The 24,364-nt window shown below is 61.2% G+C and carries 24 protein-coding genes; 6 read left to right on the top strand and 18 right to left on the bottom strand.

Going from position 1 to position 24,364, the window contains the following annotated elements; translation table 11 throughout:
- Nucleotides 1–9: 9 nt before the first annotated feature.
- The 8 genes from K5Q02_RS09965 to K5Q02_RS10000 all read right to left on the bottom strand — a co-directional run bounded on the left by K5Q02_RS09965 (nt 10) and on the right by K5Q02_RS10000 (nt 8,202).
- Nucleotides 10–303: a hypothetical protein gene (locus K5Q02_RS09965; protein ID WP_225838744.1), complete on the bottom strand. Its 294-nt coding sequence runs from the start codon at nt 301–303 to the stop codon at nt 10–12.
- Nucleotides 304–475: 172 nt separating this feature from the next.
- Nucleotides 476–1,807, bottom strand: a complete 1,332-nt coding sequence (locus tag K5Q02_RS09970; protein ID WP_225838746.1) for a DUF58 domain-containing protein — start codon at nt 1,805–1,807, stop codon at nt 476–478.
- Between the two features lie 25 nt (nt 1,808–1,832).
- Nucleotides 1,833–2,879 carry an AAA family ATPase gene (locus K5Q02_RS09975; RefSeq protein WP_225838748.1) on the bottom strand — a complete coding sequence of 349 codons (1,047 nt, stop codon included), beginning with the start codon at nt 2,877–2,879 and terminating at the stop codon, nt 1,833–1,835.
- Nucleotides 2,876–4,096: a DUF4350 domain-containing protein gene (locus K5Q02_RS09980; RefSeq protein ID WP_225838751.1), complete on the bottom strand. Its 1,221-nt coding sequence runs from the start codon at nt 4,094–4,096 to the stop codon at nt 2,876–2,878. The genes K5Q02_RS09975 and K5Q02_RS09980 overlap by 4 nt, the downstream gene beginning before the upstream one ends.
- Nucleotides 4,093–5,661 (bottom strand): DUF4129 domain-containing protein, encoded by a 1,569-nt coding sequence (locus tag K5Q02_RS09985; protein WP_225838752.1) that lies wholly within the window; start codon nt 5,659–5,661, stop codon nt 4,093–4,095. The genes K5Q02_RS09980 and K5Q02_RS09985 overlap by 4 nt, the downstream gene beginning before the upstream one ends.
- A complete protein-coding gene (locus tag K5Q02_RS09990) occupies nt 5,648–6,628 on the bottom strand; it encodes a stage II sporulation protein M (RefSeq protein ID WP_225838754.1) in 981 nt (326 codons plus the stop codon). Before K5Q02_RS09990 ends, K5Q02_RS09985 begins: the two co-directional genes overlap by 14 nt.
- Nucleotides 6,625–7,350, bottom strand: a complete 726-nt coding sequence (locus K5Q02_RS09995) for an RDD family protein (protein ID WP_225838757.1) — start codon at nt 7,348–7,350, stop codon at nt 6,625–6,627. Before K5Q02_RS09995 ends, K5Q02_RS09990 begins: the two co-directional genes overlap by 4 nt.
- Nucleotides 7,351–7,440: 90 nt before the next feature.
- Nucleotides 7,441–8,202, bottom strand: a complete 762-nt coding sequence (locus K5Q02_RS10000; protein ID WP_225838759.1) for a hypothetical protein — start codon at nt 8,200–8,202, stop codon at nt 7,441–7,443.
- Nucleotides 8,203–8,394: 192 nt separating this feature from the next.
- Between K5Q02_RS10000 and sbcB the strand changes: the two genes are divergently transcribed.
- A complete protein-coding gene (sbcB, locus tag K5Q02_RS10005; protein WP_225838761.1) occupies nt 8,395–9,825 on the top strand; it encodes an exodeoxyribonuclease I in 1,431 nt (476 codons plus the stop codon).
- A gap of 165 nt (nt 9,826–9,990) precedes the next feature.
- Here sbcB and mvaT read toward each other — a convergent pair whose 3' ends face one another.
- Nucleotides 9,991–10,371 (bottom strand): histone-like nucleoid-structuring protein MvaT, encoded by a 381-nt coding sequence (gene mvaT, locus K5Q02_RS10010; protein WP_225838763.1) that lies wholly within the window; start codon nt 10,369–10,371, stop codon nt 9,991–9,993.
- A gap of 339 nt (nt 10,372–10,710) precedes the next feature.
- On the opposite strand from mvaT, the gene purU reads away from it, so the two are divergent.
- From purU to K5Q02_RS10025, 3 genes are read left to right on the top strand one after another with little or no spacing between them, the layout of a single operon-like run.
- Nucleotides 10,711–11,562 carry a formyltetrahydrofolate deformylase gene (gene purU / locus K5Q02_RS10015; RefSeq protein ID WP_225838764.1) on the top strand — a complete coding sequence of 284 codons (852 nt, stop codon included), beginning with the start codon at nt 10,711–10,713 and terminating at the stop codon, nt 11,560–11,562.
- Between the two features lie 37 nt (nt 11,563–11,599).
- Nucleotides 11,600–12,022: a CBS domain-containing protein gene (locus K5Q02_RS10020; RefSeq protein ID WP_225838766.1), complete on the top strand. Its 423-nt coding sequence runs from the start codon at nt 11,600–11,602 to the stop codon at nt 12,020–12,022.
- Between the two features lie 6 nt (nt 12,023–12,028).
- Nucleotides 12,029–12,208, top strand: a complete 180-nt coding sequence (locus tag K5Q02_RS10025) for a hypothetical protein (protein WP_225838768.1) — start codon at nt 12,029–12,031, stop codon at nt 12,206–12,208.
- A 53-nt stretch (nt 12,209–12,261) separates the two neighbouring features.
- On the opposite strand, the gene K5Q02_RS10030 is transcribed toward K5Q02_RS10025, so the two are convergent.
- The gene (locus tag K5Q02_RS10030; protein ID WP_225838770.1) at nt 12,262–14,157 is read right to left on the bottom strand and encodes a methyl-accepting chemotaxis protein; all 1,896 of its coding nucleotides are present in this window, start codon (nt 14,155–14,157) and stop codon (nt 12,262–12,264) included.
- 154 nt (nt 14,158–14,311) lie between these two features.
- Between K5Q02_RS10030 and K5Q02_RS10035 the strand changes: the two genes are divergently transcribed.
- The gene (locus K5Q02_RS10035; RefSeq protein WP_225838772.1) at nt 14,312–15,796 is read left to right on the top strand and encodes a helicase HerA-like domain-containing protein; all 1,485 of its coding nucleotides are present in this window, start codon (nt 14,312–14,314) and stop codon (nt 15,794–15,796) included.
- 54 nt (nt 15,797–15,850) lie between these two features.
- Here K5Q02_RS10035 and K5Q02_RS10040 read toward each other — a convergent pair whose 3' ends face one another.
- Both K5Q02_RS10040 and K5Q02_RS10045 read right to left on the bottom strand, forming a co-directional pair.
- Complete coding sequence (locus K5Q02_RS10040) at nt 15,851–16,069, bottom strand: hypothetical protein (RefSeq protein ID WP_042556287.1); 219 nt, start codon at nt 16,067–16,069, stop codon at nt 15,851–15,853.
- 214 nt (nt 16,070–16,283) lie between these two features.
- Nucleotides 16,284–17,156, bottom strand: a complete 873-nt coding sequence (locus K5Q02_RS10045) for an aldose 1-epimerase (RefSeq protein ID WP_225838774.1) — start codon at nt 17,154–17,156, stop codon at nt 16,284–16,286.
- A gap of 114 nt (nt 17,157–17,270) precedes the next feature.
- Between K5Q02_RS10045 and K5Q02_RS10050 the strand changes: the two genes are divergently transcribed.
- Nucleotides 17,271–18,026: a FadR/GntR family transcriptional regulator gene (locus tag K5Q02_RS10050; RefSeq protein WP_225838775.1), complete on the top strand. Its 756-nt coding sequence runs from the start codon at nt 17,271–17,273 to the stop codon at nt 18,024–18,026.
- Between the two features lie 83 nt (nt 18,027–18,109).
- Here the strand turns inward: K5Q02_RS10050 and K5Q02_RS10055 are convergent, their stop codons facing one another.
- From K5Q02_RS10055 to K5Q02_RS10080, 6 genes are all read right to left on the bottom strand, one after another.
- Entirely contained in the window at nt 18,110–19,021 is a 912-nt protein-coding gene (locus tag K5Q02_RS10055) for an EamA family transporter (RefSeq protein ID WP_225838777.1), read from the bottom strand.
- A gap of 126 nt (nt 19,022–19,147) precedes the next feature.
- Nucleotides 19,148–20,428 (bottom strand): TRAP transporter large permease, encoded by a 1,281-nt coding sequence (locus tag K5Q02_RS10060; RefSeq protein ID WP_225838778.1) that lies wholly within the window; start codon nt 20,426–20,428, stop codon nt 19,148–19,150.
- Complete coding sequence (locus tag K5Q02_RS10065; protein WP_225838780.1) at nt 20,429–20,956, bottom strand: TRAP transporter small permease; 528 nt, start codon at nt 20,954–20,956, stop codon at nt 20,429–20,431. It abuts the gene before it with no gap.
- A 63-nt stretch (nt 20,957–21,019) separates the two neighbouring features.
- A complete protein-coding gene (locus tag K5Q02_RS10070; RefSeq protein WP_225838782.1) occupies nt 21,020–21,994 on the bottom strand; it encodes a TRAP transporter substrate-binding protein in 975 nt (324 codons plus the stop codon).
- An 88-nt stretch (nt 21,995–22,082) separates the two neighbouring features.
- Entirely contained in the window at nt 22,083–22,976 is an 894-nt protein-coding gene (locus tag K5Q02_RS10075) for an SMP-30/gluconolactonase/LRE family protein (protein ID WP_225838784.1), read from the bottom strand.
- 37 nt (nt 22,977–23,013) lie between these two features.
- Nucleotides 23,014–23,841, bottom strand: a complete 828-nt coding sequence (locus K5Q02_RS10080) for an NAD-dependent epimerase/dehydratase family protein (RefSeq protein ID WP_225838786.1) — start codon at nt 23,839–23,841, stop codon at nt 23,014–23,016.
- Between the last annotated feature and the right edge of the window lie 523 nt (nt 23,842–24,364).

The following is a 24,364-nucleotide window of genomic DNA, read 5'->3' on the forward strand; positions in this document are numbered from 1 at the left end:
CTGCGGGCCTTAGCCGAGAATCACGCGAATGACCGCTATCAGCTGGAAGGCGCAGAAGAAGCCCAAGGCGATGCGCATCGGCTTCGACAGATTGCTGCCCAGGCTTTCGCGCAGCGGCTGGAGCATGAACTGCGGCGTCAGCGCCAGGCCGATCACCAGCGACACCACGGCGAACATCGAAAAGAACTCGCTGCTCATGGGCGGCACGCCCGATGTGAAACCGTACAGCAGGCAACCGATGGCCACAGCGAAGAAAGCCCCGGAAATCAGGCGCTCCTTGGGTGTCCAGGAAGAAAAATTCACAGGCGTACGCTCCACAGGCGAAATCGATGGGGCGCAGTATAAGGAATGGCGCGTTCCAGGGCAGTAGCCAGAAACAAACAACCTCACCCGTAGCCTGAGGTTGAGCCGTGTAAAACCCTGGACACCATCTCCCGGGTGTCGCTGCGCTCGACCCAGGCTACAAAAGTGGGTTTTACAGCACTCCAGCCTTTTTCCAGGCCAGGTAGCGGTTGACCAGCTCGGGGCCGAGTTCACCCGGGCGGGCGTCCAGCACCGGGACGTTGTGAGCGGCCAGGCGCTCGTGCAGGGTGTTGCGTGCGTTGAGGTAATCCACGGCGCCGCAATAGTTCAAGGCCGACTCGTAGTCGCGCACCTCGGTATGCCGCAGGCTGTCGAGCACTTCCTCGCGCAGGCTGGCGATCAGCACCCGGTGCCGACGTTCCAGGCGTTTCACCGCGCCCAGCAACTCCTCGTCGTCCTCGTCGCGCAGGTTGGTGATCAGTACCACCAGGGCGCGTCGGCTCTGGCGGCTGAGCAGGGTATCCGCAGCCGCGGCGTAGTCGGCCGGGCGCTGGGTGCTCTGCAGGTCGTAGACGGCGTTGAGCAGCACATTGACCTGAGCCTGGCCCTTGACTGGCGCCAGGTAGCGGCTTTGCTCACCAGCGAAAGTCATCAACCCCACGGCATCGCCCTGGCGCAGGGCCACGTAACTGAGCAGCAGGCTGGCGTTGAGGGCGTGGTCGAAATGCGACAGCTCGCCGTCCTGGCTGCGCATGCGCCGGCCGCAGTCGATCAGGAACAGAATCTGCTGGTCACGTTCGTCCTGATACTCACGGGCGATGGGCGTGCGCTTGCGGGCAGTGGCCTTCCAGTCGATCTGCCGCAGCGTGTCGCCATCGCGGAATTCGCGTAGCTGATGAAATTCCTGGCCGAGGCCACGACGCTGCTGCTGGCGCACACCCAGCTGGGCGACCCAGTCGTCCACGGCCATCAGTTGTGCGCCGTACAGGCGGGCGAAATCCGGGTAGACGCGCGCTTCGTCGCGCAGATCCAGATAGCGCCGCGACTGCCACAGACGCAGCGGGCTGGGCAGGCTGACCTCGCAGCGTGGAAAGACGAAATGACCACGCAGCAGCGGGCGCACCCGGTAGCTGAAGGTGGTCTGTTCGCCCGGGCGCAGTTCGACCTGTTGCGGTAGATGCTCGACAGCCATGTCCTGCGGGACATGATCGAATACCTGGATGTGCAGCGCACGCGGGTAGGCGTGATGGACGGTCAGCTGCACATCGCTCCAGCGACCCAGTGGCAGGTTGCCCGGCAGGTGCCGTTGCAGGCGCGGCGACGCCTGGCGATACAGGCGCAGGGCGTCGATCAGCGCGGCGCCCGTCAGGATCAGCAAGGCTCCCCACCAGAGCGCGACGAGGCGCTCCGGCACGGCGACGGACAGGGCGTCCAGCGCGCCGAGGACGATGGCGACCACCAGCAGCCCGGCCAGCAGGCGGAGCAGGAGGGAGGAGGGCTTCATGCCGTGCTATCCAGGGTCGAGGTGTTCATAGACGGGGTGCGGGAACCTGATCGAGCAACTGCAGCAGCACCTGATCGATGGACAGCCCTTCGATATCCAGCTCCGGCGACAGGCGTACGCGGTGGCGCAACACGGCCAGGGCGCAGCCCTTGACGTCATCGGGCAGCACAAAATCGCCGCCACGCAGCAGAGCGCGTGCGCGGGCGCCGCGTACCAGCGCGATGGAGGCGCGCGGGCCGGCACCGATGGCCAGGCCCGGCCAGCTGCGGGTCGCACGGGCAAGGCGCACAGCGTAGTCGAGTACCTGTTCGTCCAGCGGTAGATCGCCGGCGATCTTCTGCATGATCAGCACGTCCTTGGCCTGCAGCAGGGTGCGCAGGGGCGTGACTTCGAGCATGTCGGCCTTGGTCGAGCGCGATACCTGACGCACCATGCTCAACTCTTCGTCCTGCTCGGGGTAATCCATGTGCAGCTTGAGCATGAAACGGTCGAGTTCGGCTTCCGGCAGCGGGTAGGTGCCTTCCTGTTCGATGGGGTTCTGGGTGGCCAGCACCATGAACGGCAGCGGTACTGCCAGCGGACGGCCCTCTAGGGTCACCTGACGCTCCTGCATGACCTCCAGCAGCGCGGCCTGGGTCTTGGCCGGAGCGCGGTTGATCTCGTCGGCAAGCAGCAAGTTGGTGAAGATCGGCCCCTTGCGCAGTTTGAACTGTTCGCTCTGCAGGTCGTACACGGCGTGGCCGGTGATGTCGCTGGGCATCAGATCCGGGGTGAACTGGATGCGTGCGAACTCACCGCCGAAGCAGCGGGCCAGGGCGCGCACCAGCAGGGTCTTGCCGAGGCCGGGTACGCCTTCGAGCAGTACGTGACCGCCAGCGATCAGCGCGGTAAGTACGTCGTCGATGACTGCCGTCTGGCCGATTACCGCCTTCTGCAGTTCCTGGCGCAAGGCCTGGGCCAACTGGCTGGCACGCTGGCGCTGCTGGGCGATATTGCTGGCGGCTGGTGCGGCGGTGGTGCTGGCAGGCTCGCTGATCGGACTGCTCGGCTGGTCGGGCGTATGTTCGCTCATAGGGCATTCCTGAGTGTTTGCAGGTGGGCGACCTGACGGGTGAAGTCGCTGGCGGAAAGGCGTTTCTTGCTCAGCGGGCGCATGGCCTGGCTGATGGCTGCGGAAGGTTGGCGGCTGAGGCGGCCGAGAATCTGCCACTGATCGGCGACGCCCAGGCGCTCGAAGCCGGGATGACGGCGTCGGGCGCGACGCAGGATGTCCTGCTGCAGGTTGTTCAACAGGCGCTGCTGGCCTCCGTGACGAAGCAGGAAGTCGGCCGCACCGCGCAGGTGTTCCTGCAGTTGCCTGCGGCTCGCCGGTTGCGGCTGCAGCAGCGGGCCGCGCCGCTGGCCGACGTGCCACAGGCCCATTAGCAGCAGGAGGCCGAGGGCCAGCAGAGCCGGAGTGAAATGACGCTGCAGGAGGGTCAGCAGGTTGTCACGGTCGGCGTTGTAGATCAGGGTCACGGCACTGTCCTGGCTGAGGTACCAGAGCAGCCAGGCGTTGTCGTAATCGGCCAGGTTGGCGTTCTGCCAGATCCAGGCGTCGGTGACGATGCTGATCAGCCCTTCGCCGTGATAGATCTGCAGCAGGTGCGTGGCTTCGCCGCTATTGGCCCAGACATGGGCAAGGTTGTTGGCGTCGTACAGGTGGAAGTCGGTATCGAAATTGACATAGGCCGGTGCCTGCTCGTTTTCCAGGTACAGCTTGGTCAGCTGCGGATAAGCATCCTTCGGTTCTTCCTGGCTTTCCTCACGGGTCGGCTCCGCGGTTTCCTCGTCGGCAGCGCTGTCTGCTTCTTCCTCGTCTTCGTCGAGTTTCTCGACCGGGTATTGCTGCACATTCAGAGCATCGAGCAGCAGGTCGCCGCTCTTGCCTTGCTCTTCGTCCCACATGCGTTCGGCGACAAACAGCAGGTGACCGCCCTGTGCTGCCCACTGCAGCAGGCGTTCGTTCTGGCGTGGTGTCAGGTTGCTGCGGTTACCGAGCAGCAGCAGGGTATGGCCGCGGCTGGGTAATTCGGCCAGGCCGGTAAGGTTGTCGGCGCGCGCCACTTCCAGGCCCTGTTTGCGCAGAAAGTGCTCGGCGGCCATATAGGGGTTGTCACGTGCCTCCGGAGATGGCCCGTGGCTCACTACATCCTCATAGGGCTCGGCACGGCTCAGCAGGTAGCTGCCGAGCAAGCCAAGCCCCAGTACCAGCAGGGCGCCGATGACGAAACGTGCGGTGCGGTTCATGGCCGGCCACCGTGTTCGATCAGGCGTCGCCAGTCATTGCACAGCGCCGGGCGCGCCTCTGTCGGCGGCAGACGGTGGCCGTAGGCGAGGTTCTGCCAGTGCCGGGTCAGGGTCTGGCTGAAATTGCTGAGCTCCGGATCGTCGAGGCCGTCGACCAGGGGCAGTACTTCGGCTTCGGTATGAGAACTCTTGAGCGGCAACTTGTGATCGTGAATCAGGCGGCTGAGCAGCGCGCGGTAAAGCAGGCCCAGGGCCGCCCGTGGATCGTCCTGCCAGAGTCGTTCGGCGGTGCTGGCGACATCGTCAGGCAGGCTCTGTGGCAGCACTTCCAGGCCGAACAGCTGGTTAGGTGATTCATGTCTTTCCGGCAGGCGCAGGCGTGTACGGCCAGCGAAGGTGCTCAGCCATTCGCGGTAGCGCCACAGCACCAGGCCGATGATGCCGATCAGCAAGGCCCACAGCAGGGCCTCGAAGAACAGTGCGATGCCTTTCAAGGCGGTCAGGTTCTCGAGCATCTCGAACAGGCTTTCCAGCGCCTTGCGGGTGTCTTCCGAGGGTTCCTCCTGCTTGGCTTCGTCGCCGAAGCGCCAGCGGGTCACCGTCTCGCGGTTCACGAAGGGTGGTTCGTCAAGAATCGCCAGCACCGATTCGCGCGAGGCTTCGCTGCTCAGCGGTTGGGCGAGCATGCGCGGGGCCTGTGGGCCGTTCGGGTCTTCGCTGGGCAGCGGGCAGCTGTGCGGCGTATCTGCCAGGGCTGGCGTCGGCACGTTCAGCAACAACATGCCGCAGCCCAGCAATAGTGCGTAAGCGACACCGGTGAGACGCTGGCGCAGGCGGCGGAAGGTCAATTCGATGTCCCAGCCTTCCAGCGCAGTGCGACGGTTCAGGTACAGGCTGAAACCGCAGGCGACGTAGATCGGTTCCCAGAGAATCAGCAGCAGCACGTAGGCCAGGTTGGAAAGGTGCTCCAGCCAGAGCCAGCCGCTGGTATCGCCATTGATCAGGCTCTGCCAATCCCACTCGGTGGATACCTGGGTGGGGATCAGCAGGTAGACCAGGCTGCCCAGGCCGATCCACAGGGCCGTTTCGAGGTGCACGCCAACCACGGTCAGCCAGGTCGCGGCGCCGGCATCGCGTTGCGCCAGCACGTTCAGACGCTGCGTACGTTCCTTGCCCTTGAGGCCTTCGAGTTGCAGCACCGGCAGGTCGAAACTGCGCGACGGGCTGAAGCGTCGCCAGGTCAGGCTGGCCAGCAACTGCGGTTTGAGCAGGCCGGGGAAAGCCTTGAGTGCCTGTTTGAAGGTCGGCGTATCGCCAAACAGCGCGCGAGAGAGGATGTACAGCGGTAGCCGTTCGTAGGCCGGCTTCAGCCACCAGAAAATGAACATGGCCCAGGTGGGGTATTGCCACAGCAGCGCACAGAGCAGGGCGAAAATCGGCACGGTGACGGCAGCCCAGCTGGCCATCAGCAGGCCGCGATGACGGCCGGCCATGAGCACGCCGAGATCGATGGCTTCCCAGGGCGTGCGCGGGCGGATCGCCACGCTGGCATCAGTCAGGCGCATGCTGCCCCCTGCCGGCCAGGCACAGATAAGCCAGTACCAGTGCCCAGAGGCCGGCTCCCACCCAGTATTTGATATGCGGTGTGGTGAAGGTCATGGAGGACCAATAGGCTTCGATGAACGCCGCGATCAGCAGGAACAGGGCCGCACCGCCAAGCAGCCGTACGGCGCGCGTCGCGGCCAGGCGCAGGGCTTCGCCACGGGGCAGGCGGCCTGGAGCGAGCAGCGCCCAGCCGAGCTTGAGGCCAGCGGCGCCGGCCAGGGCGATGGCGGTCAGCTCGAAGGCGCCGTGGCCTATGACGAATGACCAGAAGGTTTCGCTGTAGCCCAGTTGCGTCAGGTAACCGGCCACGGCCCCGATCATCAGCCCGTTGAACAGCAGGAAGAACAGGCTGCCGACGCCGAACAGCAGGCCGCTGGCGAAGGTCTGAAAGGCGATGCCGATGTTGTTCATGATGTAGTAGCCGAACATCATCCAGTCATCGCCGGAGTCACGTTCGCCGAAGCGTCCGAGGCGCGAGGTATCGGGGTCGTACATGCTCTCCATCTCGCTGACGCGGCTGGGATCCATGACGCTGTAGACGAGATCCGGAAACAGGTAGACGAGAGTGCCCATGACGGCCAGGCTGCCGAAGAACAGCAGGCTGGCGATCGTCACCAGGCGCCATTCCTCACGCACCAGACGCGGGAACCCCGCCAGCACGAAGCTGATCAGTTGCGGCCCTATGGCGCTGTGATGGCGATAGAACTGCTGATGGCCTCGCAACGCCAGTTGCTGCAACTCATCGATCAGGTGGTTGCTGTAGCCGCGTTCCCTGGCCAGAGCGAGATGCTGACAGAGGCGTCGGTAGTCGGCGGCGAAGGTACGGCTTTTTTCCGCATCGGCGCTGCCTTTCTCCAGTCGAGCCAACTGCTCGCTGAATGCTTGCCACTGTGGTTGGTGCCGGGACTCGAAAAGACTCTGCTTCATGTCGGACCCAACAGGCTGCGGGCGATGCCGTTGATTCTGCCTTCCGCATGCTCGGCATCCACCTGCAGGGGTTCGGCGAGAATGGCCGCCAGCTCGGCGCGCCGTGCAGTCGACAGGCCTTCACTGCGTTCGGCGAAGGCGAGCATGGCGCGCTGTTCGGCGAAGTCGAGCGGGAAGGGCGCACGCAATGCGTCGGCCTCGGGAATACTGGGACGCTCGATGGACTGATCGCGATAGACCACCAGCGTGCCGGCGGCAATGTCACCTAGACGCTTGAACGCGCGATTGCTCAGGCAACTGATGATGCCAAGGGTATAGGCGAATGGCAGCAGGTCGACGAAGCGCAGCAGGTTACGGGTCAGCGAGGCTGGCCAGCCGATTGGCGTGCCATCGTCATGTACCACGCGCAGGCCGAGTAGCTGCTTGCCCGGTGAGCGGCCCTGGTTGAGTACTTCGAACAGCACCATGTACCACCAGGTGACCAGAAACAGCGCGATGGTCGCGATGCCCATGCCGAGTTGGCCGAACATGCCCAGCGTCAGGTAGACGACCGCGAGAATCGCGCCGCGGATCAGCAGGTCGATGGTAAAGGCCAGCGCCCGAGGTACCAGGCCGGCTGGGCGCAATGCCAGGTCGATGCCTTCCGGAGTTTCCACCTGATAGCGCGTATCCAGCACTGGCTGCTGCTGTCGAGTGATGGGGGGAATTGAGGAGGGCGGCATCGTCACGTCGTATGAGCAAAGCCCGATGCTAGCCAGCAGCGAGTCAGGAAGCAACCTGGCCGCGAGAAACGCGGCCAGGTAAGGAGGTGCTTAACGTGCGACCGGCAGTACGCCGAAGATGGTGCGGTACAGCACGCCCATGGCTACGACGAACAGTGGCACGGTCCAGATCAGACCGATAAACACCGGGATGGCGCTGATGGCAAGGATCAGACCGAGCAGCAGGAACAGGCCGAATACCTTGAACCAGTGCTGAGTGATGGCTTTGCGCGAAGCTTCCATGGCTTGCCAGGGCGACAGGCCACGCTCGACGACCAGGGGAATGGCCAGCATATAGGCGACCGCCAGGTAGATACCCGGAATCAGCAGCAGGATCATGCCGAGGTAGATGAACAGCATCATCACTACCGCAACGATCAGCAGCGGTACGGTGCGACCGAAGTGGCTGAAAATCTCGTTGAAGCTGTATGGCTGGCCTGCAGCGCGGCGAATGCCGATCATGTTCAGGCCGGCGATGAAGGGGTAGCTCACGGCGGACGCGAGAATAGTCGTGACGATCTGGCCGATGATGATCAGTACCAGGTTTTCGCTGAACGCGGTGAAAATGCCCAGTACTGCACCGATCACGAACGAGGCGATGAAGATCGCCACGTAGAAGATCAGGAAGCCGCCGATAATGATGCCTTTGGTGCCCTTGGTCAGTTGCCAAGCTTCGCTGATCAGCGCGCTGATGCTGAAGTCGTAGCCACGGCTCAGGGCTTGCTCGATGCTCGGCGCCTCGTTGCTGCTGGGCGCTTCCTGCAATTCACTGGTGGGAACGGCATAGGGGTTTGCGGAAATAACGTCACTCATGATTCATCCTTGGCGAGTGTGAACAAGATTGTTTCGTAATATTAATGATGGAAGTGAAGCGCCACAAGGGCCAGCGCACTACGCCCTCGCTCAAGATGTGCGGGCCATCAAGCTTTGGATAATACGCTGCAGTTTGTGATCAGGCGGTAACAGCCCCTAGACTGCGGCATCCACTATTTACAGGAGCTACCCGTGCCTTCGAGCCTGTTCTGGTACGACTACGAAACCACCGGTATCGACCCACGCCGTGATCGGCCTCTCCAGGTCGCGGGTATCCGCACCGATGAGCAGCTCAACGAAATCGAAGCGCCGCTCAACCTCTACTGTCAGCCTAGCGACGACATCCTGCCGCATCCCGCCGCTTGCATGATTACCGGTATCGGCCCGGATCGATTGGCCAGTGACGGGCTAAGCGAAGCCGAATTCATGACCCGCGTGCATGCCGAAATGGCACGCCCTGGCACCTGCGGCGTGGGCTATAACAGCCTGCGTTTCGATGACGAGGTAACGCGCTACAGCCTGTATCGCAACTTCTTCGACCCCTATGCGCGGGAGTGGCAGGGCGGCAACAGCCGCTGGGATCTGATAGACATGATGCGAACCGCCTACGCATTGCGCCCGGAGGGCATCGAGTGGCCGCGCGACGAGGCGGGTGTCAGCCTCAAGCTTGAGCGGCTGACCGCCGCCAACGGCATCGAACATGGCCAGGCCCACGATGCGTTGTCCGATGTACGCGCGACTATTGCGCTGGCGCGCCTGGTGCGTGAGCGCCAGCCGAAACTCTACGAGTATCTCTATGGATTGCGTAGCAAGCAGCGGGTGCTCGATCAGATACGCCTGTTGCAGCCGCTGGTGCACGTGTCCGGGCGCTTTGCCGGGGCACGTCATTATCTAGGAATCGTGCTACCGCTGGCCTGGCATCCGCGTAACCGCAATGCACTGATCGTCTGCGACCTGCACCTCGATAGCACGCCGCTACTCAATGAAGATGGCGAAACGCTGCGTCGCCGGCTGTACACCCGCCGTGACGAGCTGGCCGAGGGGCAACTGCCGGTGCCACTCAAGCTTATCCATATCAACCGTTGCCCGGTGGTTGCTCCCTTGAGTGTGCTACGCCCAGAGGATTGCCAGCGGCTGCAATTGGATAAAACCGATTACGTAGCCCGTGCACAGCATCTGATCGATTGTCAGTCCGAGTGGCAGGACAAATTGTCGCAGGTCTATGAGGAAGAAAATTTTGCCGCCGGGATTGATCCGGAACAGCAGTTGTATGACGGCTTTATCGGAGATCGGGATCGACGACTTTGTGAACAAGTACGCAATTGCGATCCACAACAGCTAGGAACTCAGCGCTGGCCTTTCGATGATCATCGCTTACCTGAATTGCTGTTCCGTTATCGGGCCCGCAACTTTCCCATGACCTTGAATGATGAGGAACGGCGGCGCTGGCACAAATTCTGTCAGCAGCGCCTGAGCCAGTCTGAGTTCGGGGCACCTAATACGCTGGCGAGTTTCGAGACGGAAATGATGCAGTACCTGACCACCGCGACAGATGCTCAGCGAGTGATATTGCAGGGGTGGAGAGAGTATGCCGAGCGTTTGCGTCAGCGTTACACGCTGTAAACCCATAGGTGGGCAAGCAAAAGGCAAGAGGCGCGCGCCTCAAGGCACGCTGAGCTTGCGTTGCTCTGTTCATGGTGATTTTTTCTAAGCGATTAACTTAATAGCGCCCATAAAAAACGCCAGCAATGCTGGCGTTTTTTATGGACTCACCGCCCCGGCATGGCATCAGCCCAGCAGGGTGACCCAGCTTTCAACGACGTCAGCGCCCCACTTGGCTTTCCACTCTTTCAGAGTCTTGTGGTTGCCACCTTTGGTTTCGATGACTTCGCCGGTATTCGGATTTTTGTACTGCTTAACTTTACGAGCACGCTTGGTGCCAGTTGTTGCAGCTTTGGCATTACGCGTAGTTTTGCCAGCTTTGGCATCCGGATCCAGCAGCGCGATGATGTCGCGCAGCGATTTCTGGTATTCGCCCATCAAGGTGCGCAGCTTGCCTTCGAATTCCAGTTCTTTCTTCAGTTTGTCGTCTTGCGACAGATTCTTCAGGCGTTCTTGCAGTTCTTTGATGTTTTCTTCAAGGCTGCGGTATTCAGTGATCAGGGACATGTGCTTACCTTTAATAATGCAGGGGGGTAGTGACCAAGTTTTGCTTATGGTAGACATCGGTTAATTATAAGTAAACCGATTTGTAGTAAAGAGACGCTGTCATACCAAAGTAGTTGCATTCGGCAACACCGATTTACTGTTTTAGTGGCACTTAAAAGTATGTGGGAATTAATCCCTTTTCGCCTGGGATTGAACGCCTTATTACCGAGGCCAGCAGAGTTTTCTCTCCGCATCATGAGGCATGCCGGGCAAGGCAACGCAGTCAGGTTCGTCGGGATACTGCAGTTTTCCGTTAGTCTGGCTAAAATGCGCGCCTTCGCTATTTCTCTGGAGTTGTTCATGCGCACTTTTCGGCTGGTCATCGCCTGCCCTGACCGTACCGGCATCGTTGCCAAGGTCAGTAACTTTCTGGCGACTTACAACGGCTGGATCACCGAGGCGAGCCACCACTCGGACACGCAGAGCGGCTGGTTCTTCATGCGTCATGAAATTCGCGCTGATTCGTTGCCCTTCGATCTCGATGGCTTCAATCAGGCGTTCTCGCCGATCGCTCGGGAATTCTCCATGGAGTGGCGGATCACCGATTCGGCGCAGAAAAAGCGCGTGGTGCTGATGGCCAGCCGCGAGTCCCACTGCCTGGCCGACCTGCTGCATCGCTGGCACAGCAACGAACTCGACTGTGACATTCCCTGCGTGATCTCCAACCATGACGACCTGCGCAGCATGGTCGAGTGGCACGGCATTCCGTTCATTCATGTGCCGGTGGACCCGCAGAACAAGCAGCCGGCCTTCGATGAGGTCGCGCGCCTGGTTGAAGAAAACCGTGCCGATGCCATCGTGCTGGCCCGCTACATGCAAATCCTGCCGCCCAAATTGTGTCAGGACTATGCACAGCGGGTGATCAACATTCACCACAGCTTCCTGCCGTCGTTCGTAGGTGCCAAGCCTTACCACCAGGCCTCGCTACGAGGCGTCAAGCTGATTGGCGCGACGTCCCACTATGTGACCGAAGAGCTGGATGCCGGCCCGATCATCGAACAGGACGTGGTGCGCGTCAGCCATCGCGAGAGCATCGAAGAGATGGTGCGCCTCGGCAAGGACGTGGAAAAGATGGTGCTTTCCCGCGGTCTGCGCTATCACTTGGAAGATCGGGTACTGGTACACAACAACAAGACCGTTGTGTTCGACTGATCCATTCGACCCGATGCTCGAATAAGGGAGTCCGTTCATGCTCAAGTCCGTAAAAGTGCGTGATTACATGACCCGTCACTTGGTCACTTTCCATGCCGACACCGATCTGTTCACGGCCATCAACCAATTGCTGGAGCACCGTATTTCCGGGGCGCCAGTGGTCGATGGTCAGGGTCGTCTGGTTGGCTTGTTGTCGGAGGGCGACTGCCTGCGCGGCATTCTTCAGGGGGCTTACTACGAGTCGACTGGCGGCACCATCAGTTCCTACATGACCACCAACGTCGAAACCACCTCGCCGGAAGCCGACATCATCGATGTGGCCGAGCGTTTCCTGAAAGGTCGTCGCCGACGTTTTCCGGTCGTGGAAGGTGGCAAGCTGGTCGGTCAGATCAGTCGTCATGATGTGCTGCTGGCGGTGAAGGAGTTCGCTCAGCATGAACAGGGCCATCCGCGCGGCTGATCTCCAATGAGCGATGACGAGCCTCACCAGCCCGGTACCGCAACGCCACCTCCCACTCTGGGTGAAGGTTGCGTGCGGCGTTATGATCCGCAGGCGTTGAGCGAAGAGGATGGCACCGAGTTCGAAGGTGCCGAGGCGTTATGGCAGCGCTTGCAGCGTGAGCGTGACGCTACGTCGGACAAGTAGGTCGGACATCGACGAAGAAGGGCGCCAATGGCGCCCTTCTTGGTTTTCTGCGATCAGATGCGGAAGCTGCCGACCAGGTGGGTCAGGCGAGCTGCCTGTTGCTCCAGATCCGCGCAGGCGCGCAGGGTGGCCTGGAGGTTTTCCACGCCTTCCTGATTGAGGGTGTTGATTTCGGTGATGTCCATGTTCAATGCCTCGATCACCGAGGTCTGCTCTTCCGTGGCGGTCGCCACCGACTGGTTCATGCCGTCGATCTCACCAATCCGCGTGGTGACGCTGCCCAGTCGCTCGCCTGCCTGGTTGGCGACCGCCACGCTTTCCTCGCTGTAGCGCTGGCTCTCGGTCATGGTGGTGACCGATTCGCGGGAACCGATCTGCAGTTCCTCGATCATCTTCTCGATTTCCTGCGCCGACTCCTGGGTACGGTGGGCGAGGTTGCGCACCTCGTCGGCAACCACGGCGAAACCGCGACCCGCTTCACCGGCGCGTGCCGCTTCGATGGCGGCGTTGAGGGCGAGCAGGTTGGTCTGCTGGGAGATGCTCTTGATCACTTCGAGAATCTGCCCGATGTCGACGGTCTTGCCGTTGAGCATCTCGATCTTGGCGCGGGCGTCGATGACCTTGGTCGACAGCTCGGTCATGGATTTGATCGCCTGTTGCACCACCTTGCCGCCATCCTCGGCCTGCAGGCGGGCGTCCGACGCTTGATTGGAAGCATCCGCAGCGTTACGGGCGATCTCCTGGGCGGCGGCGCCAAGCTCGTTGATCGCCGCCGCGACGCTGTTGGTGCGGCTGGCCTGTTCGTCCGAATTGACGATGGACGAGTTGGACGCATTGACCACCAGTTTGGCGACTTCGTTGACCTGGGCGGTGGCCGAGGACACCTCACGAATGGACGCGTGGATACGTTCGACGAAGCGGTTGAACGAGCTGGCCAGGGCGCCGAATTCGTCGTTGGACTGAATGGCCAGACGTTTGGTCAGGTCACCTTCGCCGCGGGCGATATCTTCCATGGCCTTGCCCATGGTGGTCAGCGGCTGCATCAGCACACGGATCAGCACGCTGAGCAATGCGATGATCAATGCCACTGCAATCAGCGTGGCGACGGCCGCCGACAGGCGGAATTCATTGAGCTCCGCGTAGGCCAGGTTCTTGTCGATGGACAAGCCGACATACCACTGCACATCGGGCAGACCCTTGACCGGGGCGAAGGTCAGCAGCCGATCCTGGCCATCCTGTGCAACCTCGGTCAGCTTGCTGTCGAGGCCGATGCTGGTGTTGGGGTAAAGGTCGCGCAGGTTCTTCATCACCAGGTCGGCCTGGGGGTGAACCAAGACGGTGCCGTCCTTGCTGACCAGGAAGGCGTAACCGAGATCACCCAGCTCGATGGAATTGATGATTTTCACCAACGTCTCCAGGCTGACATCGCCGCCGGTCATGCCGAACGCTTTGCCATCCGGGCCGCGGACTGGCGCGATTGGCGAAATCACCAGCGAGTTGGTGATCTGGTCGACGTAGGGGGCGGTGAGAATCGTGCGGTTGGCCTGGGCGGTGTCCTTGTACCAGGGACGTGTACGCGGGTCGTAGCCGGCGGCCATCTGCGTGGGCGGGCTGGAAAGGAAGCGTCCATCACTTTCCAGGCCAATATACGTGGAGAGAAACGCGCTCTTGTACACCGGACGGGAGATGACCTCCTGCAGGTTGCCTTCGGCAATCGCCAACTCCAGATTCTGGGCAAGACTCTCGACCAGCAGAATACGCCCCGACAGCCAGCTTTCGATGTTGCCTGCCGCAGCGTTACTGGCCTGGCTCAGGTTGTTCTGGAGTGCCTGCTGGATGCTGTTACGCTGGCGGCTGTCGTTATAAAGGCTGAACAAGGCAAAGGCGACCGTGACCACCAGGGTGGCGGCCAGCAGAATCTTGTGGCTGAACTGCAGGTTTCTCGTCATGGCATCTTGCGTCCGGAAGTCACTGGAACCAGTCTTGGGGGCGTCGCCATCGGGCGAGTAGAGCGGGGTAGGCGATCAGCGAAGGCTGATCGGTCTTCGCATGGCGTTTATGTCGGCATTGAGGCCGCAAAGCTTTAATCCAGAGGACGGCATTATGTCTTTGAGTCAGCAATTCGTTTTGGGCGCTGGTGGCGATGGCCAAGCGGTTGGCCAATCACTGCGTCTTGCCAATCGTCACGGTCTCATCGCCGGTGCCACGGGAACCGGTAAGACCGTAACCTTGCAGCGCCTGATCGAGAACTTCAGCGATGCCGGCGTGGCCGTGTTCGCTGCCGATGTAAAGGGCGACCTTTGTGGGCTCGGCGCTGCAGGGGCGCCGCAGGGCAAGATAGCCGAACGTATCGCCAGCATGCCCTGGCTGGCGCACAGCCCCAAGGCCTATCCAGTCAGCCTGTGGGATGTGCACGGGCAAAGCGGCCATCCGCTGCGTACCACCTTGAGTGAAATGGGCCCGCTGCTGCTCGGCGCGTTGCTGGAACTTACCGACAGTCAGCAGGCGGCGCTGTATGCGGCGTTCAAGGTGGCCGACCGTGAAGGCCTGTTGCTGCTCGACCTGAAGGATCTCAAGGCTTTGCTGACCCATCTCAGGGAGCAGCCGCAGGTGCTGGGCGCCGACAGCGCGTTGTTCACCAATACTTCCGCGCAGGCGCTGCTGCGCCGTCTGGCTAGCCTGGAACAACAGGGCGGCGATGCGCTCTTCGGCGAACCGGCGCTGCAGCTCGAAGACATCCTGCAGCCTGATCGAGACGGTCGCGGGCGTATTCACCTGCTCGATGCCAGTCGCCTGGTTCACGAAGCGCCCAAGGTCTATGCGACCTTTCTGCTGTGGCTGCTGGCCGAGTTGTTCGAGCAGTTGCCCGAGCGCGGTGATGCGGACAAACCGATTCTGGCGCTGTTTTTCGACGAGGCCCATCTGCTTTTCGCCGATACGCCGAAGGCTTTGCAGGCGCGGCTGGAGCAGGTCGTGCGGCTGATTCGTTCCAAGGGCGTGGGCGTGTATTTCGTCACCCAGTCGCCGGGAGATCTGCCGGACGATGTGCTGGCGCAACTGGGTTTGCGTATCCAGCACGGCCTGCGGGCGTTCACCACGCGGGAGCAGAAGGCGCTGCGCGCGGTGGCTGACGGGTTCCGGCCCAATCCGGCGTTCGACTGCCTGTCGGTGCTGACCGAGTTGGGGATCGGTGAGGCGCTGGTGGGTACGCTGGAGGACAAAGGCACGCCGGCGATGGTGCAGCGTGTCGCCATCGCCCCGCCGCAATCGCGTATCGGGCCGCTGGAGGCAGGCGAGCGCGCAGACCTGATTCGCCAGTCGCCGCAGGCGGGGCGCTACGACAAGGCATTCGACCGGGAGTCGGCCTACGAGATCCTGACCGCCCGTGCGACCCAGGCGAGCGAACAGGTTCAGGCGGGCAAGGCGCCGCCGTCCACGGTCAGCGTGGCTGGCGAGTTCCTCGGCGGGTTGGCTGGTCAGGCAATGAAAAGCGCCATGCGCCAAGTCGCCAATCAACTCGGTCGGCAACTGGTTCGCGGTGTGCTGGGGTCTTTGCTGGGTGGCAAGTCGACGTCGAAGCGACGCTGAGTGATGCACCGCCGGCGGCGTGCTCGAGCGCGCCAGCCGGCACCGGTCAGCTGGTCAGGCGCTTTCGGCTCTGGCTTCTTCCTTGCTGGACAAGTCTTTCTCGATCTTCTCGATTTCTTTATCGAATGCCTGATCAAGCAGGCTGGCTCGCTTGCGCCAAGGCTTGCGTTCCGGATCCGGTTGGGCGGCGTAAGTGATGACCTCTCCGCCGTATACATCCTTGTAACGCTGCGCCTGGCGCTCGAGTTCGGCGCGCAGTTCGTCTTTCGTCACGATAGTACCCATGGTTTCTAATAAGAGAAGGGCGACAACGTAAGACCGGGCGGTCTTACTGATACGGTCGCCACATCTATTTGTAGCTGTTGCCCCTACTAAAGTTCCGGCTATTGGCGTCAAACGTAGTCGAAAGTCAGGGTGCAGCGGCTGATTATCGCCAAGGTGCAGCGAAAGTCCAGCAAAGCCGCCACGAGTTGTGACTCATATTGCATCAAGCTAGCGTTCGGTACTGCAGGCTGAACGTCAGGCTGTGGCTCTGCCCCTTGTCCAGCAGCACCAGTCCGGGCCTGCCTGGCAGGTGATGAGCGTTGACCGGGTGGCTGACTGGCTCGAAGCAGAAGAACGGCTTTTGCTCCGGGCAGAACAGTAGATACAGATCGCTGCCCGTGGCGCTGATCTCCAGGCTGTAGCCGGCGTCGGGCTGCAGGATGCGAGCCTGGCCGTTCCAGTCGACAAAGGCGTTGTCGGTATGTTGGGCCGGCAGATCATGCTCGTCGTTGAAGTCCCAATGTTCCGGCAGTTCGCTCAATTGCGTCGGCAGGCTGTTCGCGTCGCAATTCCAGACCTGCCCGGCACGCGCCTGCAGGCGGGTAGCGGGCGTACGCGGGAAATACGGATGCAGCCCCAGGCCGTGCCACATTGGCGCGTCGGCCATGTGAGTGACTTGCAGGTGGATGTCCAGGCGGCCTTCGTGCAGACGGATGTGCTGCTCTGCGATATAGGCGAACGGTGTCTGGCTTTCCAGGCGCAGCAGTGCCGAATCTTCACTGTGCTCCACTACTTGCCAGGGCTGCTGCCAGGCGCTGCCGTGGATCGGCAGTGGCGAGTTGTCGGCATTGGCCTCCAGCGCGAGCCAGCCTTGCGGATTGTCGAAGCCGCCATCGGTAATGCGGTTCGACCATGGCGCCAGCGGGTAGCAGCCAAGCTGGCGAGGGGTGCCGGCCTGCAGGGCTTGTTCGTCGCTATGGCGTAGCAAGGGCTGCCCCCCGTCCTTGACCGTCCAGTTGGCGATGCTGCCACCGGTTCGAGGAGCCAGAGTGAGGCGTGTGAAGCGATCCTGCAGATGCAATGTGTCGAGCGGCATAGTGCGGTACCTGTGCAGTTAACGAGTCATTTGCCGGAGATAAACGAAGAACGTGTCATCATACAACCGCCTGATATATGATGCAGTTTGCCCATCCAGACGATATTGATTGCTATGGAAAATCAGAACACACCACCACGTGCGCGCCGCAAGCACCGCAGCCTGGCTCAGGAGCTGGTCGCGGAGTTGTCCGAGCGCATTCGCGATGGAGTGATCAAGCGTGGCGAGAAGTTGCCGACCGAGTCGGCGATCATGGAAGAGCAGGGCGTAAGCCGCACCGTAGTGCGCGAAGCCTTGTCGCGTTTGCAGGCTTCTGGCCTGGTAGAAACTCGCCATGGCATCGGTACCTTCGTTCTGGATATTCCCAATCCGGGTGTCTTTCGCATCGATCCCGCGACCATCGTCACCCTGCGTGAAGTGCTCGCCGTGCTCGAGCTGCGCATCAGCCTGGAAGTCGAGTCGGCTGGCCTGGCTGCCCATCGGCGTACGCCTGAGCAACTGGCTTCCATGCGCCAGGCTTTGGATGCGCTGAATGAAGGCGCGGCCCACGAAAGCGATGCGGTGTCGTCGGATTTCCAGTTTCACCTGCAGATCGCTCACGCCACCGGCAACCGCTACTTCACCGATATCATGAGCCACCTGGGTACCAGCATCATTCCGCGTACCCGGCTGAACTCGGCGCGTATCGCCCATGACGATCATGCCCACTACATGGCGCGCCTCGAGCGTGAGCATGAGCAGATCTTCGAAGCGATCGCCCGCCAGGACTCCGACGCTGCGCGCGCCGCCATGCGCCTGCACCTGACCAACAGCCGCGAGCGGCTGCGTCAGGCCCATGAGGCCGCTGAAGTGGTCGTCAAGCAGGCCTGAGCCCTGCAAGGCAGAAACGGGCTGCAGAGCCAGCCTGTTTCTAACGCCGCAAAATCGATGCACAGCTGATCGCAGGTAGATGCTCAGGCGTCCTTGCGATAGGTCAGTAGAACAATCCCCGCCAGCACGATCGCGCCGCCGATCATCTGTATACCGCTCAATACCTGATCCAGCAGCAGCCAGCCGAACAGCAGCGTGGCGATGGGCTCCATGTTCATCACCGGTGCGTTCTTGGCCATGTTCAGGCGCGGCACGGTGACGAACAGCATGCAGAAGGCGATGCCGTAGAGCAGCACCAGGGCGCCCAGCGCGATCCAGCCGGTTTCGTTGCCCGGCAGGTTCATGCCGCCAGGGATCAGGTCGGCGCTGCCAGCCAGTGCCATGCTGCTGAACACGATCATCAGGGTCAGCATGCTACGCACCGAGCCGCGCAGGCTCGACAGCTTGTGGTCGGTGATCCACAGCGCGCAGGCGAATACGCAGGCGGCGAGGAACGACACGCTTACTCCAACCACCCATTCCGGGCCGGCAGGCTCGCTGGCGCTCAGGCGTGCGGGAAGATCCAGGGCGAACATCAGGCCGAGCAGAATCAGGCCCATGAGCATCACCGTGCGCCGCGTCGGCGCCGAGCCACCCAGTGCCCAGGTGAGCAGGGCGAGCAGGATCGGGAAGGTGTTGCCGATCAGCAGCGCAAGTGCCACGGGGATGCGCGCCACAGCGGAGTACAGGCAGATGCTCTGGGTGGCGATCAGCAGACCCAGCAGCAATTGCCAGCGCCAGGCGCCAGGTGGCATCTGCAGAGCCTGGCGTTGCCAGACGACGATGCCCAGTAGCACCAGCATGGTGACACCGGAACGACACAGGATCGCCAGGAGCAGGCCGGTGTCGTTGTCGAAAGCGATGCGTGCAGCGATGTGGTTGCCGGCGAAGGAGCATGCCAGCAGGGCCAACAACAGCACGGCGATATGGCGGGGAAACAGGGCAGGGGACGTCATGGCAGCAATTTCCGTATTGATTGAGCCGTCAGGGCGAGATGGCGTGACGGCTTGGTGACCGTTCTGCCTCTCTAAAAAAAACGGCGGGTCGCGTTATGCACGCGACCCGCCGCGGGTGTAGCAGTATCAGAGTACGACGCTAGGCAGCCACAGCGAAATTGCCGGGATGTAGGTCACGGCCATCAGTACCATGAACAGTGCAGCGTAGAACGGCAGCAGTGCTTTCACGGTGTTTTCGATGGTGACCTTGCCAATCGCCGCGCCGACGAACAGCACCGCACCCACCGGTGGCGTTATCAGCCCGATACCCAGGTTGACCAGCATGATCATGCCGAAGTGCACCGGATCGACACCAATCGACAGCACCACCGGCAACAGGATCGGGGTGAGGATCAGGATCAGCGGCGCCATGTCCATTACCGTGCCCAGAGCCAGCAACATGAAGTTGATGCACATCAGGATCACGTAGCGGTTGTCGGAGATGGTCATGAACGCGGTGGTGATCTTCGCCGGGATCTGCATCAGCGTCATGATGTAGCCGAAGCTGGCCGCGAAGGCGATCAGGATCATCACGATGGAGATCGTACGCACCGTGCGGTGCATCAGCTTGGGAAGGTCACGCCACTTGTAGTCGCGGTAGACGAACATGGTGACGAAGAACGCCCACAGCACTGCAATCGCTGCCGATTCGGTAGCGGTGAAGATGCCGGAGATGATCCCGCCGAGGATGATCACCATGGTGAACAGGCCCCAGATCGCATCGACGCAGATCTTCAGTGCCTGGCGCAGCGGGATGACTTCGCCTTTCGGGTAGTTGCGCTTCTTCGCGAAGAACATGCACAGGCCCATCATCACGGCGCTGAGCAGCAGACCCGGGCCAATGCCGGCGATGAACAGCGATGCGATGGAGACGGTGCCACCAGCAGCCAGCGAGTAGATCACCGAGTTGTGGCTCGGCGGGGTCAGCAGCGCTTGTACCGAGCCACTCACCGTTACGGCGGTGGCGTATTCGCGCGGATAACCGTTGCGCTCCATTTCCGGGATCATCACCGAACCTACCGAGGCGGTATCCGCCAGGGCCGAGCCGGAGATGGCGCCGAAGAAGGTCGAGGCCATGATGTTGACCAGCGACAGGCCACCACGGACGAAACCTACCAGTACGCCAGCGAAAGCGACCAGACGGCGGGACATACCGCCTTCCGCCATGATCGCACCCGCGAGTACGAAGAACGGAATGGCCAGCAGGGAGAACTTGCTGATGCCGCCGGTGACGGAAATCATCACCGCGTGCAGCGGAATATCGATCCACCACGCGCCGATCAGCGCAGACAGACCCAGTGCATAAGCCACCGGCATACGCAGCAGGATCAGTACGACGAAACTACCAAGCAGGATTAGCGCGTCCATTTACACGGCCTCCTTGGCTTCTTCAACATGCTCGTAATTGCTCACTCGTCGACCACTCTGATCGCCGAACAACAGCCTTTCGAGGATAAAGATCAGGGTCACGAAACCACCGATTGGAATAGGGGAGTAAGCCATGCCCACGCGCACCGAGGTCAGTGAGGCGAGGAACTGGTTCCAGGTAGCCATGCACAGTTTGATGCCCCAGATGAGCATGAACAGGCACACCGCCGCCATCAGCAGCTCTACCAGCAGAGTGATTGCGCCATGCCAAGCTTTCGGCAGGCGATCGGTCAGGGAAGTCACGGCCATGTGCGCCCCAGCGCGGTAACTGGCTGCGGCACCGACGAACGTGAACAGTGCCATCAGCAAAATGGCTACGGGCTCGGGCCAGCTGGAGCCAGCACCAAGCACGTAGCGGGCAAAAATGCCCCAAGGAATGATCAGGGCCATGACCAGGATGGACAGCCCCGCTACCCAGATACAGGTCATGTATAGGGCGTCACAGGCGCGTAAGAATGTATTCTTCATGAGACTTCACCACAGCGTGGCGGCGCAGGACGCGCCGCCACAGCATTCGTCGGAGTGATCGGTTTACTTGACGGCTTCGATGCGCTTGATCAGCTCGACATAAGGTGCGCCGTACTTCTCGCGAACCGGAGCAGTGGCGTCATAGAAGGGCTTGGTGTCGACTTCGATGAACTCAACGCCGGCCGCTTTCAGTTTCTCGACGCTGGCTGCGCTCTTCTCGTCCCACAGCTTGCGCTCTTCGAGCTGAGCTTCCTTGGCGAACTTCTTGACCAGCTCTTGCTGCTCAGGCGTCAGCTTCTCCCAGGCGGCCTTGGACATCATCAGCGGCTCCGGCAGGATCAGGTGATGGGTCTGGGTGTAGTACTTGGCCGACTGGAAGTGGTTGTGCTCGAGCAGGGTAGGCGGGTTGTTCTCGGCACCGTCGATCACGCCGGTTTGCAGGGCGCTGAAGATCTCACCGGTGTCCATGGCGATGCCGTTGGCACCCATGGCATTGAGGGTATCGATGAACAGCGGGTTGCCGATCACGCGGATCTTCATGCCCTTGAGGTCTTCGATCTTGCGAACAGGTTTCTTGGTGTAGATGCTGCGGCTGCCGCCATCCATCCAGGCCAGACCGACCATGTTGAATTCGGAAGCGGTGATCTTGTCGAGGATTTCCTGACCAACGTCGCCGTCGATGACCTTGCGCATGTGGTCAACATCGCGGAACACGAACGGCATGTTGAAGACGTTGGTGTCCGGTACTACCGGGCCTACGGAGCCAAGGCTCACGCGGGTGATCTGCACGGCGCCAATCTGGGTTTGTTCGATGACTTCTTTTTCAGAACCCAGAACGCCGCCAGCGAACATGCGGTACTTGAGTTCGCCTTTGGTGGCTTCTTCAAGCTTCTTGCCGAGATTTTCCATGGCCACGACGGTCGGGTAACCGGCGGGGTGGATTTCAGCCATTTTCAGGGTGGTCGCAGCCTGAGCCAGGCTCGACAGGCCGATGGCCAGCGGGAGTGCGGCGATGAGCAACTTGCGCTTGAGGTTCATGTGAAGCTCCGTTTTGTTGTTGTTGGTGTGCAGCGTTATGAAGCTCCAGGGTGGCCCGCTGGATCACGGGTTCCCCAGATGTTGGTAATTAGAACTGGAATGATGTTTCTTCAAGGCCACTGACGCCTGGCTGCAGGGCGAACACGCCGCCAGCCAGAGGTTGATCGTCCAGGTTGCCGCCCGGGCGAATCGAAGTGACGTACAAGGTATCGAGGTTGGCGCCGCCGAATGCACACATGGTCGGCTTTTTCACGGGTACTTCCAGCGAGCGATCAAGGCGTCCGGCTGGGGTGAAACGGTGAATCAGGCCCGCATCGTTGCCGCAGATCCAGTAGCAACCATCGGCATCCACGGCTGCGCCGTCAGGGCGGCCGGGATAGTCGTTCATGTCGACGAACAGGCGGCGGTTGTGTGGCGTGCCGCTGTCGATGTCGTAATCGAATGCCCAGATGAGCTGCGCCGACGGATGCGAGTCGGACAGATACATGGTGCGGCCGTCGGGGCTGAAGCCCAGGCCGTTGGGTACGATCAGGTCATCGAGCAGCACCGGGAGGGTGCTCTGCCCGGCGCCGTCATAGCGATACAGCGCGCCGACGTTGGCGCCTGCGGCCATGTCCAGGAGCATGGTGCCTGCCCAGAAACGGCCTTGGCGGTCACAGCGACCGTCGTTGAAGCGCATGCCTTCGCGAGCATGGCTGACTTCGACCAGGCGTTCGCCAGTCAGTCGACCATCTTCACCGGCGCTTAGCTGGAAGATGCCGCTTTCCATGCCAGCGATCCAGCTGCCGTCAGCGCGCCGGGCGATGCAGGCAAGCATCTCATCCGCTTCCCAGCTTTGCGTGGTGGCGTCCGTCAGGTTCCAGCGGTACAGGCGTTTGTTGGGGATGTCGGCCCAGTAAAGGGCCTGATCCTGTGCGCTCCACACCGGACTTTCACCCACTGTGTTGCGGGCATCGAGAATCAGTTCGGCTTGCTTGGGCATGTCCGACCTCTTTTATTGTTATCGAGTATGCGAGGTATCAGTTGTCGCCGAACGGGCCGGCTGCCGTGAAGGCGCCGCCATGGTAGAGAGCGTTGGGATCATCTGCCGCCACTGCTGGCTGGGTCTCGACCTTGTCGCGGAATACTTCGGAGCTGTCCTTGGGTACGTAGCCCAGGTGAGCGGCCTTGCTGTTGTCCCACCACACGGTCTTGTTCGCCGACGCGCCGTAAACCACGGTGTGGCCGACATTCGGGGTGGTCAGGCCACGTTCGATCAGTTGCACCAGGTCGTCGTAGCTCAGCCAGGTGCTCATCATGCGGCGATTGAGCGGTTCGGTGAACGAGGAGCCAATGCGGATGCTGACGGTTTCGATACCGTAGCGATCAAAGTAGAAGCTGGCCATGTCCTCGCCGTAGGACTTCGACAGGCCGTAGTAACCATCGGGACGGCGCGGGGCGTTGGCGTCGATGGTGTCGGTCTGCTTGTGGAAACCGATGACATGGTTGGAGCTGGCGAAGATCACACGTTTGACGCCATGGCGACGTGCGGCTTCGTAGATGTGGAAAACGCCGCTGATGTTCGGGCCGAGGATTTCCTCGAATGGACGCTCAACCGACACCCCGCCAAAGTGCAGGATCGCATCGACACCTTCAACGAGCTGATGAACGGCCTGCTTGTCGGCCAGATCGCAGAGCTGTACTTCGATGTGGTCACCTTCGGCCGGCGCCATTTCGACGATGTCCGAGAGACGCAGGATCTTGGTCAGGGGCTGCAGACGTTCGCGCAGTACCTTGCCCAGCCCGCCAGCTGCGCCAGTGAGCAGCAGACGATTGAAGGGTACTTGGGCGTTGGAAGTCGTAGTCATGGGCGGGAGGCCTGTTCTCTGCTTGTTGTTATTTAGAGATTGTCATCTGTTGTCGTATGACATGGCTGGATTATCGACATCCATCCAAGCGTTTGTCAACGCGCTCACAAAACAAGAATATCGTCCCATTGTGTCGCTTGATAGGGCTGTAACGGTCGAGATAGACGGCTTTATGTCCTAAGTGATGGGGGTGGACGCGGCGACCGCTGGCATCGTGCTTAAGTCTAAGGTTGTCTGATGACGTTATCATTGGCGTGTCGTCATGACGGGCTACTGCTCAACCAACTCTGGCAACCGTAGCGGCCAGCAGAGTGTTTCGCGAGCCCGTAGCCTGGGTTGAGCGAAGCGATACCCGGGAATCACCACCGCGCCGTAGTCGGGACGATGGCATGCATGTATGAGAAGGGCTGGCAGATGTTGTCAGATGACGGTGTCTTGCATGCGCTTCAGCCCGTAGCCTGGGTTGAGCGAAGCGATACCTGGGAATCGCCACCGCGCCGTAGTCGGGACGATGGCATGCATG

Origin of the sequence: Pseudomonas sp. MM211 (assembly GCF_020386635.1) — a bacterium.
GTDB lineage: Bacteria > Pseudomonadota > Gammaproteobacteria > Pseudomonadales > Pseudomonadaceae > Aquipseudomonas.